Annotated in this window: 10 protein-coding genes; 2 read left to right on the forward strand and 8 right to left on the reverse strand. The window is 69.6% G+C overall.

The window, feature by feature from the left end:
- The first annotated feature begins 29 nt into the window (after positions 1-29).
- Positions 30-902, forward strand: a complete 873-nt coding sequence (locus PX653_RS17130) for a symmetrical bis(5'-nucleosyl)-tetraphosphatase (RefSeq protein WP_277413967.1) — start codon at positions 30-32, stop codon at positions 900-902.
- Between the two features lie 25 nt (positions 903-927).
- On the opposite strand, the gene PX653_RS17135 is transcribed toward PX653_RS17130, so the two are convergent.
- From PX653_RS17135 to PX653_RS17160, 6 genes are read right to left on the reverse strand one after another with little or no spacing between them, the layout of a single operon-like run.
- Entirely contained in the window at positions 928-1,764 is an 837-nt protein-coding gene (locus PX653_RS17135; protein ID WP_277413968.1) for a lysophospholipid acyltransferase family protein, read from the reverse strand.
- Between the two features lie 9 nt (positions 1,765-1,773).
- Positions 1,774-3,078 (reverse strand): dihydroorotase, encoded by a 1,305-nt coding sequence (locus tag PX653_RS17140; protein WP_277413969.1) that lies wholly within the window; start codon positions 3,076-3,078, stop codon positions 1,774-1,776.
- A 17-nt stretch (positions 3,079-3,095) separates the two neighbouring features.
- Entirely contained in the window at positions 3,096-4,061 is a 966-nt protein-coding gene (locus PX653_RS17145; RefSeq protein WP_277413970.1) for an aspartate carbamoyltransferase catalytic subunit, read from the reverse strand.
- On the reverse strand, positions 4,054-4,575 hold the full coding sequence (gene pyrR / locus PX653_RS17150) for a bifunctional pyr operon transcriptional regulator/uracil phosphoribosyltransferase PyrR (protein ID WP_277413971.1): 522 nt from the start codon (positions 4,573-4,575) through the stop codon (positions 4,054-4,056). Before pyrR ends, PX653_RS17145 begins: the two co-directional genes overlap by 8 nt.
- Positions 4,576-4,583: 8 nt before the next feature.
- Positions 4,584-4,994, reverse strand: coding sequence for a Holliday junction resolvase RuvX (ruvX, locus tag PX653_RS17155; protein WP_277413972.1), 411 nt, complete (start codon positions 4,992-4,994; stop codon positions 4,584-4,586).
- Positions 4,987-5,643: a YqgE/AlgH family protein gene (locus tag PX653_RS17160; RefSeq protein ID WP_371876343.1), complete on the reverse strand. Its 657-nt coding sequence runs from the start codon at positions 5,641-5,643 to the stop codon at positions 4,987-4,989. The genes ruvX and PX653_RS17160 overlap by 8 nt, the downstream gene beginning before the upstream one ends.
- A 213-nt stretch (positions 5,644-5,856) precedes the next feature.
- On the opposite strand from PX653_RS17160, the gene PX653_RS17165 reads away from it, so the two are divergent.
- Complete coding sequence (locus PX653_RS17165) at positions 5,857-7,287, forward strand: cryptochrome/photolyase family protein (RefSeq protein WP_277413974.1); 1,431 nt, start codon at positions 5,857-5,859, stop codon at positions 7,285-7,287.
- 45 nt (positions 7,288-7,332) lie between these two features.
- Here the strand turns inward: PX653_RS17165 and PX653_RS17170 are convergent, their stop codons facing one another.
- Both PX653_RS17170 and PX653_RS17175 read right to left on the reverse strand, forming a co-directional pair.
- Positions 7,333-12,771, reverse strand: coding sequence for a hybrid sensor histidine kinase/response regulator (locus PX653_RS17170; RefSeq protein WP_277413975.1), 5,439 nt, complete (start codon positions 12,769-12,771; stop codon positions 7,333-7,335).
- Between the two features lie 30 nt (positions 12,772-12,801).
- Entirely contained in the window at positions 12,802-15,015 is a 2,214-nt protein-coding gene (locus PX653_RS17175) for a methyl-accepting chemotaxis protein (protein WP_371876480.1), read from the reverse strand.
- Between the last annotated feature and the right edge of the window lie 74 nt (positions 15,016-15,089).

The raw sequence follows: 15,089 nt of genomic DNA on the forward strand, positions 1-15,089 counted from the left end.
AACTGCAATCGTGCTTTCAGGAATTTTTTATGCAGACAGCGTTGGCGAGGACTTATGTCATCGGTGACCTACAGGGTTGCCATGCGGAAGCGGTGACGCTGGTAGAAGCTATTCTCGCACGCGAAGGCGAATTGGAACAGGCGCCGCCCGCGATTCTGTTTTGCGGCGACCTGATCAACCGGGGCCCCGATTCTCTGGCCACGTTGCGCTACGTGCAGGCACTCAGCCAGGGCAGCGGCGGCCGCATCGACGCCGTGCTGGGCAACCATGACCTGCACCTGCTGGCCGTGGCCAACGGCATCCGCCCCGAGTCGGGGTCGGACACGCTCGACACGATCCTGGCCGCCCCCGACCGTGCCGCCCTGCTCGATTGGCTGCGCCACCGGCCGATGGCGTTGTTCGCCGCCGGCCACTTGCTGGTGCACGGCGGCGTGCTGCCGCAATGGAGCGCGGCGCAGGCGCAGGCGCTGGCCGGCGAAGTGGAGGCCGCCCTGCGCAGCGAAGAGTGGACGAGCTTCCTGGCCGAGATGTACGGCAACCTGCCGGACCGCTGGGACGACGACCTGCGCGGCGCCGCCCGGCTGCGCTGCATCGTCAACGCGTTGACGCGCATGCGCTTCTGTACGGCCGACGGCGTGATGGACTTCAAGATGAAGGAAAGCGCGACGGTCGATCCGGCCACGGGCCTGATGCCGTGGTTCGACGTGCCGGGCCGGCGTACGGCCGACGTGACGGTGGTGTTCGGCCACTGGTCGGCGCTGGGCCTGCAACTGCGCGACAACTACATCGCGCTGGACAGCGGCTGCGTGTGGGGCGGCCAGTTGTCGGCCGTGTGCCTGGACGACCGCTCGGTGCTGCAGGTGCAATGTCCGGAGTTCCGGCGGGCGGGTGGGAAGGCATAACTTGTAACCCACGGTGCAGGTGTGCTCAGGCGCTGCGCGCCTCCGGCTCGTCATCGGCCTGCGGCTCGTCATCCGCCTGCGGCTCGTCATCCGCATCGGTCTGCGGCAGCGCTTCGTCCGCTGGCGTGTCGCCGGCGATCCCCAGCGCCAGCCGGATCGCCGCTTCCGTGGTTTCGGCCAGCTGGCGGCGGTGTTGCCCCTCGGCCTTCATCGAACGCAGGATCGTCACGCGGGCGCGGATCGGGCCGCCGCGCAGGATCGCCAGCATGCTTTGCACGAAGGTCATGTCGCCGACGAAATCGACCGCCGGATGCGGCTGGCGGTCGCGATCGACGTAGCGGATCGCATACGGCTGCACGCGCGCCTTGGCGTCGATGGCCGCCTCGAACAGGTTGGCATGGAATGGCAGCAGCGTGCCCTGCGGCGCCGTCGTCCCTTCCGGGAAAAACGCCACGCGCTCGCCCGCCTTCAGCGCCCGCACCAGTCCCTCGAACGCCTTGCGCAGGTCGCGCCGGTTGCCGCGTGCGATGAACACGGTGCCGGCCTGCTCCACCAGCCAGCCGGCCAGCGGCCAGGAACGGATCTCGGCCTTGGCCACGAAGCGGCACGGGTACAGCGCGTTCAGGACGAAGATGTCCAGCCACGAAACGTGGTTCGCCACGACCAGCGCATGCTCCTTCGGTGCCGCGCTGCCGGACGTGATCTGCACGGTCACGTTGCAGATGGCCAGCAGGTGGCGCGACCAGCGCCGCACATGGATCTCGCGTGCGGGCCGGTCGATCCACGGGAACAGCAGCGCGCAGATCGCCATCCCGACCAGCAGGTGCAGGGTCACACGGGCGATACGCAACGCCAGCAGCATGACGACGCCTTAGTGCGCGTTGCGCTCGAACGCGACGCGGCCGGCCACGATCGTCGCATGCACCTGGCCCAGCATCTCGTAGCCCAGGAACGGCGTGTGCTTGCCCTGGCTCGCCAGCGCCGCCGCTTCCACCAGCCAGCGTGCGGCCGGGTCGAACAGCACGACGTCCGCGCTGCCGCCCACCGCCAGGTGACCGGCATCGAGGCCCGCCACGCGCGCCGGGGCCGACGTGACGCGCGACAGCGCCTTGAACAACGCATCGCCCGGACCGTGGTGGCCGCCCTGGTCGTCCGCCCACTTCAGCGCCAGCGACAGCAGCAGCTCCAGCCCCGTCGCACCCGGCGATGCTTCGCCGAAGGGCAGCAGTTTTTCGTCGTCGTCCACCGGCGTGTGGTCGGAGCAGATCGCATCGATCGTGCCGTCCGTCAGCGCGGCGCGGATCGCATCGCGGTCGCGCTGGCTGCGCAGCGGCGGCGTCAGGCGCGCGTTGGGGTCGAAGAAGTTGATGTCGGCATCGGTCAGGTGCACGTGATGGGCGCCCACGTCGCACGTCACGGCCAGGCCCTCGGCCTTGGCCGCGCGCACCAGTTCCAGGCCGGCGGCGGACGAGATGCGGCACAGGTGCACTTTCGCGCCGGTGGCCCGCAGCAGTTCGAAGATCGTGTGCAGCGCGATCGTCTCGGCCATCACGGGCACGCCCGAGAGGCCCAGGCGCGATGCCAGCGGGCCGCTGTGGGCGACGCCGCCACGGCCGATGTGCGCATCCTGCGGGCGCAGCCAGACGGTGTAGCCGAACGTCTGCGCGTACTGCAGCGCGCGCAGCAGCACGGTCGTGTCCTCGATCGGCACTTCGGCGTGCGAGAAGCCGATGCAGCCCGCTTCCGTCAGCTCCGCCATTTCCGTCAGCGCCTTGCCCTTCAGGCCCATCGTCAGCGCGCCCAGCGGATGCACCTTGGCCTGGTTCAGGCCGCGCGCGCGATGCTTCAGCATCTCGACCAGGCCCGGCTCGTCCAGCACGGGATCGGTATCGGGCGGGCACACGAGGCTCGTCACGCCGCCCTGCACGGCCGCCTGCATTTCCGATTCCAGCGTGGCCTTGTATTCATAGCCCGGCTCGCGCAGGCGGGCCGACAGGTCGACCAGGCCGGGTGCCACGACGAGGCCCGTCGCGTCGATGGTGCGCGCGGCCACGAAGCCGTCCGGCGCCGCGCCGAGGGCGGCGACCTTGCCGTCGGCGATGAACAGGTCCTGCACGGCGTCCACGCCGTTGGCCGGGTCGATCACGCGGCCGTTCTTGATGTGTAAGTTCGTCACTTGCTCGTTACCCTCGATTAGCCCTGATTCCCGGCCAGAATACTCATCACCGCCATGCGCACGGCGATCCCGAACGTCACCTGCGACAGGATCACGGCCTGCGGGCCGTCCGCCACCGCCGAGTCGATCTCGACGCCGCGGTTCATCGGCCCCGGGTGCATCACGATCGCATCCGGCGCGGCCAGCGCCAGGCGTTCCTGGGTCAGGCCGTAGCTCTTGAAGTATTCCTGTGCGGACGGCAGCAGCGCGCCGCTCATGCGTTCGTTCTGCAGGCGCAGCATGATGATGACGTCGACGTCCTTCAGGCCTTCGTCCATGTTGGTGAACGTGCGCACGCCCAGCTGTTCCAGGCCGCCCGGCAGCAGCGTGTGCGGGCCGATGGCGCGGATCTCGGGCACGCCGAGGGTCGTCAGCGCGTGGATGTCGGAACGGGCCACGCGGCTGTGCAGGATGTCGCCCACGATGGCCACGCGCAGGTTGGTGAAGTCCTTCTTGTAGTGCCGGATCGTGTACATGTCCAGCAGGCCTTGCGTCGGGTGCGCATGGCGACCGTCGCCCGCGTTGACCACGTGGACATGGTTCTGCTTCGTGTCGTGCAGGTGCTTGGCGATCAGGTACGGCGCGCCCGACGAGGCATGGCGCACGACGAACATGTCGGCATGCATGGCCGACAGGTTGTCGATCGTGTCCAGCAGCGACTCGCCCTTGCTGGCCGACGAGGCCTGGATGTTCAGGTTGATCACGTCGGCCGACAGGCGCTTGGACGCGATCTCGAACGTGGTGCGGGTGCGCGTGGAGTTCTCGAAGAACAAGTTGAACACGCTCTTGCCGCGCATCAGCGGCACCTTCTTGACCTCGCGGTCGGACACGCTGACGAACGATGCGGCCGTGTCGAGGATCTGGTTGACGATGGCCTTCGGCAGGCCCTCGGTGGTGAGCAGGTGCTGCAGCTCGCCGTGTTTATTCAGTTGCGGATTAAGCATGTTCGCGTTCGATGGTCAGTTTGAATTGGCCCGTGTCCGACTGCCGCAGGCGCAGTGCCTCGCCCGCGCCCACGCGGGTGTGGGCGGCCACAAAGTCGGCGGCTACCGGCAGCTGGCGCTCGCCGCGGTCGACCAGCGCGGCCAGCAGGATGCGCGCCGGCCGGCCGTAGTCGAACAGCTCGTTGATCGCGGCGCGCGTGGTGCGGCCCGTGTACAGCACGTCGTCCACCAGCACGATCGTCGCGCCGGCCACGTCGAAGCCGATATTGGTCGGCTTGACTTCGGCCGGCAGGCCCTTCTTGGCATAGTCGTCGCGGTAGAACGAGACGTCGAGCACGCCCAGGCGCTGCGTCAGGCCCAGGTCGCGCGCCAGGCGCTCGGCGATCCAGGCGCCGCCGGAATGGATGCCGACGATGGCCGGCTCGTGCGCGCCGGCGATGCCGGCGCGGACCTGGTCGAGCAGCGCCGCGTAGAGCGCCTCCGCGTCCAGGTGTTGGGGATCAAGTTGGGGCATAAGAGTGGCTATTGTGGGTGATACTGGTCGAAGTACTGTTGCAGGATGATGGCGGCGGCGCGGTCGTCGATGACCTCGCCCCGCCGGGCCTGGATCACGGCGGAGGAGTAACGCTCGTCCACCAGTACGACGGGAAGGTTGAAGCGCCCGTGCAGCTGGTTGGCGAAACGGCGGCAGCGCGCCGTCATCTCGTGTTCCGCGCCGTCCGGGTGCAGCGGCAGGCCGACGACGAGTTTGGTCGGCCCCCAATGGTCGATCAGCGCGCCGATGGCGCCGAAGCGGGTCTGGTTGTCCTCGCCCTTGATGACGGCCAGCGGGCTGGCCTGGCCGATCATCGTGTTGCCCATCGCTACACCGATACGTTTGATGCCGAAGTCAAAGCCGAGCAGTGTTTCTGGTGCGGTCACTGGATCAGGCATGGCCCGCTTCGGAGGTGAGCATCAGCGGATCGATGCCCAGCAATTTCATGGCGGCCACGTAGCGTTCCTCGATCGGCGTCTCGAACAGGATGCCGGGGTCCGCGCCGACCGTCAGCCAGCCGTTGCGGATGATCTCGTCCTCCAGCTGGCCCGGGCTCCAGCCCGCGTAGCCGATCGACACCAGCATGCGCTGCGGTCCGGCGCCGCGCGCCACCGCTTCCAGCACATCGATCGACGTGGTGAATGCCACCTCGTCCGTTACCGTCAGCGACGACGAATAGCGCGCGCCGGGCGTGTGCAGCACGAAGCCGCGGTCGTCCTGCACGGGGCCGCCGAACATGATGGGCTTTTTTTCCATCGACTCGCGCCCTGCCGTCACTTCCAGGTCGATACGGTCGAACAGCGTTTCCATCGTCATGTCGGTGGGCTTGTTGATGACCACGCCCAGCACGCCGTTCTCGTTGTGTTCGCAAACGTAGACGACGGTGCCGCCGAATACCGGGTCGTGCATCGATGGCATGGCAATCAGGAAATGATTGGCCAGGTTCAGGGATGGCGTCGTCATCGTGTCAGATTGTTGCAAAGGGTCATCGCTTCCCTGTAACAGTCCAGGCACAGGTAGAGGTTTGCTCACTTTGCTGTTCTTCATACGCTGCTCTCTCTGCTGGGGGCTGTTTCGAGTATAAAAACCTAGATGACAAATGGAAAGTTCCAGCCGTCATACCGACAGTTTACTATGAATTGCCGGAACGGCCACGGAATCGGCGGTTTCGTCGTGACCCGCCGGCGTCGCCACGGCGGCGCCCCACCGAACTGATTGTAGGCAATAATTTCGCATGTCTCGTTGATCTGAAACAAACAAATGCCCAAAAGCAAGTCTAGCGCGACGTTGGTCTGGTTCCGCCGCGACCTGCGCGCCTTCGACCACGCCGCGCTGCACCACGCGCTGCAAGCGGGCGGCCCGGTCTATTGCGCGTTCGTGTTCGACGCGCCGATCCTGGCAGGCTTGCCGCGTGACGACCGCCGCGTCGCCTTCATCCACGCTTCGCTGGTCGAGCTGGCGGCGGAACTGGCGCAGTTGAACGGCCACCTCCTCGTACGCCACGGCGACGCCCGTGAGGTCATCCCCGCCCTGGCCGCGGAACTGGACGCCGGCACGGTCTTCGTCAACGAGGATTACGATCCCGCCGCCATCGCGCGCGACGAGGCCGTGGCGGCCGCGCTGGCGGCCGCCGGGCGCAGCCTGCAGGCGTACAAGGACCAGGTCATCCTGGCGAAAAGCGAAGTGCTGTCGCAGGCCGGCAAGCCCCTGACCGTGTTCACGCCGTACAAGAACGCCTGGCTGAAGAAACTCAACCTGGATCCCGCGCTGGCGGCGCCGCTGCACGTGGAGCCCCACGCGGCCGCGTTCGCACCGGGCCGGAGCACGCTGCCGTCGCTGGCGCAGCTGGGCTTTGCCGAGGTCGACCTGGCCGCCGTCGGCGTCACGCCCGGCATGACAGGGGGCGCCGCCGCGTTCGAAGCCTTCGTGCCCAAGCTGGCGCCCTACGGCACGGCGCGCGACTTCCCGGCCGTGCAGGGGACGTCGCAGCTGTCGCTGCACCTGCGTTTTGGCACCGTGTCGATCCGCCACCTGGTGCGCACCGTGCGCGAGCTGGCCGAACGGGGCCAGGCCGGCGACGGCGGTGCTGTCTGGCTGGCCGAACTGGTCTGGCGCGAGTTCTACCAGCAGATCCTGTTTCACTTCCCATACGTCGTGCAGTCGGCCTTCAAGCCCGTCTACGACCGCATCGAATGGGAGACGGGAGCCGAGGCCGACGCACTGTTTGCCGCCTGGTGCGAAGGCCGCACCGGGTACCCGCTGGTGGACGCCGCCATGCTGCAGCTGAACCGCACGGGCTTCATGCACAACCGTCTGCGCATGGTCACCGCCAGCTTCCTCGTCAAGGACCTCGGCATCGACTGGCGCCGCGGCGAAGCCTATTTCGCGCTGAAGCTGAACGATTACGAGCTGGCGTCGAACAACGGCGGCTGGCAGTGGGCCGCCTCGTCCGGCTGCGACGCGCAACCGTTCTTCCGCATCTTCAATCCGGTCACGCAATCGCAGAAGTTCGACCCGGACGGTGCCTTCATCAAGGCCTTCCTGCCGCAGCTGGCCAGGTTGAGCGCGCAGGAAATCCATGCGCCATGGCTGCTGGCCCCCGGCCGGACGCCCGGCTACCCGGCGCCGGTCGTGCTGCATGACGTGGCGCGGCAGCGGACGCTGGCGCGGTACGCGGTGGTGAAAAAGTAGAGACGCCTGGCGTCAGGCACGCGGGTTTGCTCGCAGGTTACTCGATCACCCCGTCAGCAACCCCGCGATCGCCCCCAGCAGGATCGACTCCTGGAACGGCTTGCCGAAGTAGGCGTTGACGCCCAGTTGCGTGGCGTAGTTGCGGTGCTTGTCGGCGCTGCGCGACGTGATCATGATGATCGGGATGTGCTGCGTGCGCGCGTCGCCGCGCACGTTGCGGGTCAGGTCGAAGCCGTCCATGCGCGGCATCTCGATATCGACCAGCATCAGGTCCGGCAAGGCGCCATCGGCGCGTTCGCGCAGCTGTTCCAGCGCATCGACGCCATCCTTGGCCAGCAGCACCGTATAGCCCTCCCGCTCCAGCAGGCGCTGCGTGACCTTGCGCACCGTCAGCGAGTCGTCCACGACCAGGATGGTGCCGCCGGCCCGGGCGGCCGCCACACCGATTTCGGCCGGCAGCGCGGCCACCTGCAGCTCGGGATGCTGCGCCAGGTGCTGCGCCAGCAGCAGCGGATTGAGGATCAGCACGATCTCGCCGGAGCCCAGCACGGTGGCGCCGGCGATGCCCGGCACCCGCGCCAGTTGCGGACCGATGTTCTTGACGACGACCTCGCGGTTGCCCAGCACCTCGTCCACCTGCAGCGCCAGCCGTTCGGCGCCGGCCCGCAGCACCAGCACGGGGACGGAGCGCTGCACGGGCGGACGCGCCGCGCCGTCGCCGAGCAGCCCCGGCAGGTAGCGCAGCGGCAGTGCCTGGCCATGGGCCTCCACCGCGCCCCGCTCCTGCACGCTGGGGCGCACCTGCAGCACCTGCTCGACCAGCACGGCCGGCACCGCATGCTTCTTGCCGCCCGCCGCCAGCAGCACGACCTGCGTCACCGCCAGGGTCAGCGGCAGGTGGATCGTGAAGCGCGTGCCCTGCCCGCTCGTGCTGGCCGTCTCCACGCGCCCGCCCAGCGCCTGGGCTTCCGAACGCACGACGTCCATGCCGACGCCACGCCCGGCCAGTTCCGTCAGCGTATCGGCCGTCGAGAAGCCGGGCTGGAAGATCAGGTCGGCCACGGCGGCATCGTCGGTCTCGTCGCCTTTCAGCAGGCCGAGCGCGTGGCCCTTGGCGCGGATGCGTGCCAGGTCCAGCCCGCCGCCGTCGTCGGAAAACTCCAGCACGATCTCGTTGCCCTGCTGGCTGACCTGCACCAGCAGCTCGCCCGTCTCCTGCTTGCCCGCCGCCACCCGCGCCGCACGCGGCTCGATGCCGTGCACGATCGCGTTGCGCAGCAGGTGCTCGAACGGCGCGGCCATCCGTTCCAGCACGCCCCGGTCCATCTCGACGCTGCCGCCACGGATGTCCAGGTTGACGCGCTTGTCGGTTTCCTTGGCGGCCTGGCGTGCCACGCGGTACAGGCGCTCGGCGATGCTGCCGAACGGGACCATCCGCACGCGCATCAGGTCGCGCTGCAGTTCGCGCGTCATGCGCGCCTGTTGCACCAGGTCGTCGCTGGCGCTGTCCACCGAGCGCACCAGCGCGTCATGGAACGAGCCCACGTCGTCGACGCTTTCCGCCATCATGCGCGTCAGTTCCTGCAGCCGGGTGAAGCGGTCGAATTCCAGCGGGTCGAATTCGCGCTCGCCGGCGATCGACAGGCGCGACGCGATCTGCGACTCGGCCTGCACTTCCACCTCGCGCAACTGGCGCCGCAGGCGGCCCAGGTTCTCGTCGAAATCGGCCAGCGCCGTACGCAGTACCCCCACCTCGTTTTCCAGGCGCGAGCGGGCGATCGCCACCTCGCCGGCCTGGTTGACGAGGCGGTCGAGGATGTCGGCCCGCACCCGCACCAGCGGCACCTGCGTCCCGCCCTCGGCGGCGGCAGCTTGCGCCACCTGCGCCACCGGCGCCGGCACGGTCGCGCCTTGCGGTGCCGGATGCTGCAACTGCTCGAACAGCAGCAGTGCGTGGTCGTAGTGGGCCAGCAGTTCCTCGAACGCGTGCGGCGTCGCGCTGCCCGCGTTGGCCATCGTTTCCACGTGCGTCTCGATCTCGTGCGCGTGCTGGCCCAGCCGCATCGCGCCGGCCATGCGCGCGCTGCCCTTCAACGTGTGCAGCACGCGCTGCAGCGTGTGCGCGTGCACGACCTCCTGCGGTGCCTGCTGCCAGGCGCGCAGCGCCGCCCCCACCTGCGGCAGCAGGTCGGCGCCCTCTTCCAGGAACACGGGCAGCAGGTCGGCATCGAGTTCGTCGTCCACCGGCGTGGCCAGCGCATCCGAACCGGGCGACAGCGCCAGCACTTCCACTTCCGCCGCCTGCTCCGCTTCGGCTGCCTCGGCCGCCAGGTCCTCGGGTTGCACGGGCGCTTCCGCCGCCGCGGGCGGCTCGAACGGTTCCGGTTCCGGCACCGCTTCCGGTCCTGGTGCCGGTTCGGGAGCCGGTACGGCTGCGGCTACCGCACCGCTAAACAGCGCGTCGTCGTCCTGCGGCAGCGCGGCCTGGGTCAGCGGCGGCTCGGCAAACGCGTCGTCGAACGCCGAAGCGAACAGGTCGTCGATGCTGTCGTCCTGCGTGGCCAGTTGCGGCCGCAGTGGCAGCGGCGTGCCGCGCGCCGGCAATGGCGGCGGATCGGCCAGCAGCGCATGGTAGGTGTCCGCGAACAAGGCGTCGAGGCGGGCCGCCAGTTCGTCCACCGGCTGCTCCGGCGCAGGCGCAGCGGCCGGCGTCGGCACCGGCGCAGCGGCCAGCATGCTGTCCAGCTGGGCGCCCAGCGCGTCCCCGGCGGCCGGTGGCCGAGCCAGGTCCTCGCGCAGCTTGTCCAGCGCGGCGATCAGTTCCGGCTGTTCCTCCGGCATCGCCAGCGCGACAAAGCTGTCCAGCATCTGGCGCATGCGCTCCAGCGCAAAATCGAACAGGTCGTGCTGGGCGGCGTCCGGCCACGCGGCCGTGGCCTGCTGCGCCTGCAGCACGAGTTCCAGCGCATAGGCCAGCTCGCGCAGGGGCTTGAAGCCGACCGTGGCCGACGTGCCCGTCAACGTGTGCACAGCCTGCAGCGTATCGGGATCGACACCCCGCTCCGGCGCCGCCCGCCAGGCCGGGAATTCCTCGCGCAGGCGCGCCAGCAGCCCATCCGCCTCGGCCGTATAGATGTCGAACAAGGGCCGCGGCACGGCCAGGCGGCCGACGAACACCATCTCGTCCGCCGCCGCCGGCGCCGGTACTGCCTCTGCCGCCGCATGTTCGTCCGTCACGTAAGGCGGCGCCGGCGCCGTTTCGATCGCCTGGGGGGCGCGCGCGTGCACGAACGGCTCGCCTTCACGCACGCGCCGGGCCGCCTCCGCGATGGCGTGGGCGCTGCGTGGCGAGATCGCTTTCGCCACCAGCTCGGCCACCCATTCGTTCAGTTCCGCCGAGACCCATTCCAGCAGGCCGAACAAGGCCTCGCTGACGGGCCGCGCCTCGGCGATCCACACATTCATCGTCTTCTCGACGGCGCCCGCCGCATCGGCGAACTGGTTCAGTCCCACCATGCGCCCGCTCCCCTTCAAGGTATGGAAGGAGCGGCGCAGCATCGCCAGGTTGTCCGGCGTACCGGCATCCAGGCGCGGCTGCGTCAGTGTCGTGACGATGAAGGCCAGCACTTCCTGCGCCTCGCCGATGAAGATCTCCAGCAGCTCCGCTTCGATGGCCGCATCGGCCGGACCGCCTACCCCCGACGGCGGCGCTTCCGGCAGCGCCAGCGGCGCCGGCGGCGCCACCTCCTCTTCCAGCACGGGGATCGTCTCCGCGCCGGCGATCTTGCGGAACGGGATGGCACGGAACGTCCCCTGCGCCGCATCGAACGCGAAACGTTCGCGCGCGCCGGCCGCGTTCTGCGCCAGCATGTCGACAAAGAAACCCAGCGCGCCCACGTTGCGGGCGATCCCCTCCAGCGCCGCCGGGTCGCCGCCACCGGCCGCCAGCCGCGCGATCTCGCCGCGCACGTGGCGCGCCGCCCGCATCGCATCTTCCTGGTCGGCCACCGCCAGGGCTCCCTCCAGCTGGTGCAGCACGCTGTCCAGTGCCCCCAGGTCGGCCGTGCCATGCGCGTGATAATCGTCCAGCACCTTCTCCACGTGGCGCAGCGCCGTCTTCATTTCCAGCGACAGCGCCACCACGGTGTCGTCCTGCTGCAGCCGCTGTGCCAGGCCGCTCTGCCATTGCGCCGGCTCGGGCGGCACCTCGCCCGCCACCAGCGCCTGCAGGCGCGCCCCGATCGTGTCCGCGTTGGCCGCGAAGTCGTCCGGCAGGTGGCGGATCTGTTCCAGGCCATGGCCGGCAAACAGCAGCGCCGTCGCCATTTCCAGGCCCAGCTCCTCGCTGCGGCCGGCCACCACCGCCTGGTTGGCCGTGATGGCCAGCTGGCGCATCAGCGCGCCCAGCGCGGGCAGGCCCAGCTTGTCGCTGGCGGCGGCGACCAGCGCCAACGCCTGGCCGAACTCGCCGTTGTGCGCAGAGGCCCCGTCGGCCTGCTCGATCTGCTGCCACGCAGCCCGGGCGTGCGCCAACCCTTCCTTGGCGCGCGCCAGCGCCTCCAGGTCCAGCTGGCCGTAGCGCCGGGTCTCGTAATCGGCCGGCACCAGGCCGTCCAGGCGCCAGGCATCGCGCACTTCGCGCGCCAGGGGCGGCAGCGTGTCCGGCACGGCGGCGGCGACAAAGAACAACGCATCGCGCAGCACCGCCTCCGGCGTTTCCGGCGCGCCCTGCGCCAGCCGGCGCATCTGCAGGTTGATCAACCCGAACAGCTGCTTCGCATACAGCCCGGCCGGCAGCAGCCCGGCGGCCACCAGCTCGGCAAACGCGTGCAGCGCCAGCCAGAACGCGCGTGCGCGCGGCTCGGCCTGGGCTGCCGCCACTTCGGCCACCACGTCGCGCAGGGCGCCGGCGTGGGCCGCTTCGCCCGACTTCAGGTAAGGCAGCAAGGCCCGCTCGAAGCGTTGCCGCAGAGTGCCATAGTCGGCCGCGCCGGCGCCTGCGGCCGGCGCGAACGTGGGCCAGCGCGCCAGGTCGGGGAAGAACAGGTCGGCGGGATGGATGCGCTGCGCGCCCAGCAGCTCCTGCACGGCGCGGTAGAACGGGAACAGCCGGATGGGCTGGAACGGCGCGCCGTCCAGCAGCTCTTCCAGGTATTCCGTCACGGCCTGGTACAGCGCGGCCACGACCTGCACGTGTTCAAGACTGCATTTGAGCGTGCCGGCCTTGAAGCGCTCCAGCACCTCCTCGGCCAGCTGCGTCATCAACACGACGCCGTCCACGTCCACCATCAGCAGCGCGCCATGGGCCTGGTGCAGGTGCGACTTGGCGTGGCGCAGCGCCGTGGCCTGGTCTTCCGGCTCCAGCCCGCCCGCCTCGAACAGCGCCGTGCGGGAGCGGCCCAGCGCCTCGCGGATCTCGACCATGACCCATGACAGCGGGCCGGGATCGAACTGGGTGGAGGGAGAAGATTCGTATTGGATCATGCTTGCCTCGGCGGGTACTCGCTGGTTCGGTTACTGAGGGTTGATACGGAAGCGCGACACCGAGTTCTTGAGCTCCTGCGCCAGCACGGACAGCTTGTGCACCGATTGCGCGGTCTGCTGCGTGCCTTCCTTGGTCTGTTCCGTCACCTGCAGGATGTGGCCGATGTTGCCGGCCACGCCCGTCGCGGAGGTGGCCTGCATGCCGGTGGCCTGGGCGATGCCCTCGATCAGCTCGGCCAGCCGGTGCGACACCTGCGAGATGTCCGTCAGCGCCGCGCCGGCCGCATCGGACAGGCGCGCGCCCTCGACGACGCCCTGGGTGGATTTTTCCATCGCCGCCACCGCGTCATGCGTGTCGGCCTGGATCGTGCGCACCAGCGCGCCGATCTGCTTGGCCGCCTCGGCCGACCGTTCGGCCAGGCGCTGCACCTCCTCCGCGACGACGGAGAAGCCGCGCCCGGCCTCGCCGGCCGAAGCGGCCTGGATCGCCGCGTTCAGCGCCAGCACGTTGGTCTGCTCGGTGATGTCGGAGATGAGCTCGGTGATCTCGCCGATCTCCTGCGACGACTCGCCCAGGCGCTTGATGCGCTTGGACGTCTCCTGGATCTGCTCGCGGATCTCGTGCATGCCCTTGATGGCGTTTTGCACCGCCGTCGCGCCCTGGCGCGCCGCCGCCACCGACTGGCGCGCCACCTCGGCCGACTCGCCGGCCGATCGCGACACCTGGGTGATCTCGTCCGCCATGCGCACCACGGTGGCGCTGGCGTCGCGGATCTCGCGCGCCTGCGCCTGGGAAGCATCCAGCAGCGCACTGGAGATGCCTTGCGCGTGGGTGGAAGCGTTGGTCACGTGTTCGGCCGTCACCGTCACGCGCCCGACCAGGCCGCGCAATTCCTCCACCGTGTAGTTGACAGAATCGGCGATGGCGCCCGTGATGTCTTCCGAGACGGTGGCCTGCACCGTCAGGTCGCCGTCCGCCACGTCCTGCAGCTCGTTCATCAGGCGCAGGATGGCCGCCTGGTTCTGCGCGTTGGTGGCCTTGGCCTCCTCTTCCTGGCGCTGGGCCAGTTGGCGCATCTCCTCCGCTTCCTGGCGCCGGCGCTCGGCCCCGCGGGTGCGGTTGTACGAGTCCTGCAGCAGCACCCGGCCGATCGCGGCGCCCGTCAGCAGCGTGGCCATGCCGCCCGCGACCATCAGCCAGAACGTCCAGTTCAGCGATTCCTGCCGGCGGCGGTAGGCATCCTGCAGCCCCGCCAGGCTCTGGCGCAGGCTTTCGTTCTGCGTGAAGATCAGGCGCTCGGCATTCTTGGCCGCGGCGAACTTGTCGAGCCGCGCCAGGATGGCGCCGGCCTGCGCCTGGTAGGGTTCGAACTGCGTGCGCAGCGCTTCCAGGCGCGCGCGCAGCTCCGGGTCGCGCGTGGCGGCCAGGCCCAAGGCGGCGCTGCCGTTCAGGAAGCCTTCTACCGTGGTGCGGAACACGGTCACGTCGCGGCCCAGCTGGAAGGCCGTTTCCGAGCTGATCCCGCCGGCCGTCAGGAATTCGCCCGCGCTGCGGCTCATGCGCTGCGTCAGCATCTGCAGCCGGCCCAGCGCCGCCATTTCCCGTGCACTGGCACCGCGCTGCAGCTTTTGCGCGGCGATGGCCTCCGTCAGCGCCAGCAGCTGGGGCGACGCGGCGTTCATCTGCTGCAACGTCTTGTCGACGCCGGCCAGCGCGCCGCGCTGGCGCAGGATCGTCTCGGCCGCCTTGTCGGTGGCCGACCACTGCTTGCGCACCCGAGCCACGGTCTCGCGCAGCTCGCCGCCCGCCCCCGGCAGGCGCCGGCCCTGGTATTCGCCGCCGCCGGCCATCAGTGCCAGGTCGCCGGCCAGCTCGCGCCGGCTTTCGTCCAGCTGGCGGAATGCCTCGGCATTGCCTTGCACGGCATTGGGTGCGGCCTTGCCGATGCGCTGCGAGTGCATCAGCGCATCGCCCGCCATCTGCGTGCTGAGCGCGCCGGTGGCGCTGTAATGCACGTTCAGCGCGACAAAGGCCGCCGACAGCGCCAGGCTGACGGCCAGGGCGGTGACGAGGTAGTTGAGCTGGCGCGCGGGCGGCAGGTGGCCGATCAGGGGTAGCCGAAAGCCCGGGCCGCTGTCGCCGGGGGAACCGGTGCCGCACTGCCGCGCCGGCGCAGCGCGTCGCGCAGGCGCAGAGGTTCTTCGTCCGCAGCCGCCGCAGGGCTGCCAGGCGGGCGCATGAATTGCGAGTCCCCATAGCTGCCGAACGCCGAGTCGGGCCCCTGCTGCGCTTGCCGCTCCTGCTGTCGGCCGGGCCG

It is taken from the genome of Pseudoduganella chitinolytica, assembly GCF_029028125.1.
Lineage (GTDB): Bacteria > Pseudomonadota > Gammaproteobacteria > Burkholderiales > Burkholderiaceae_D > Rugamonas > Rugamonas chitinolytica.

What these genes read in the sequence shown, in the direction of transcription:
- PX653_RS17130 (WP_277413967.1), top strand. Translation starts at nt 30, where the DNA reads ATGCAGACAGCGTTGGCGAGGACTTATGTCATCGGTGACCTACAGGGT.
- PX653_RS17135 (WP_277413968.1), bottom strand. Translation starts at nt 1,764, where the DNA reads ATGCTGCTGGCGTTGCGTATCGCCCGTGTGACCCTGCACCTGCTGGTC.
- PX653_RS17145 (WP_277413970.1), bottom strand. Translation starts at nt 4,061, where the DNA reads ATGCTTAATCCGCAACTGAATAAACACGGCGAGCTGCAGCACCTGCTC.
- pyrR (WP_277413971.1), bottom strand. Translation starts at nt 4,575, where the DNA reads ATGCCCCAACTTGATCCCCAACACCTGGACGCGGAGGCGCTCTACGCG.
- ruvX (WP_277413972.1), bottom strand. Translation starts at nt 4,994, where the DNA reads ATGCCTGATCCAGTGACCGCACCAGAAACACTGCTCGGCTTTGACTTC.
- PX653_RS17160 (WP_371876343.1), bottom strand. Translation starts at nt 5,643, where the DNA reads ATGAAGAACAGCAAAGTGAGCAAACCTCTACCTGTGCCTGGACTGTTA.
- PX653_RS17165 (WP_277413974.1), top strand. Translation starts at nt 5,857, where the DNA reads ATGCCCAAAAGCAAGTCTAGCGCGACGTTGGTCTGGTTCCGCCGCGAC.
- PX653_RS17170 (WP_277413975.1), bottom strand. Translation starts at nt 12,771, where the DNA reads ATGATCCAATACGAATCTTCTCCCTCCACCCAGTTCGATCCCGGCCCG.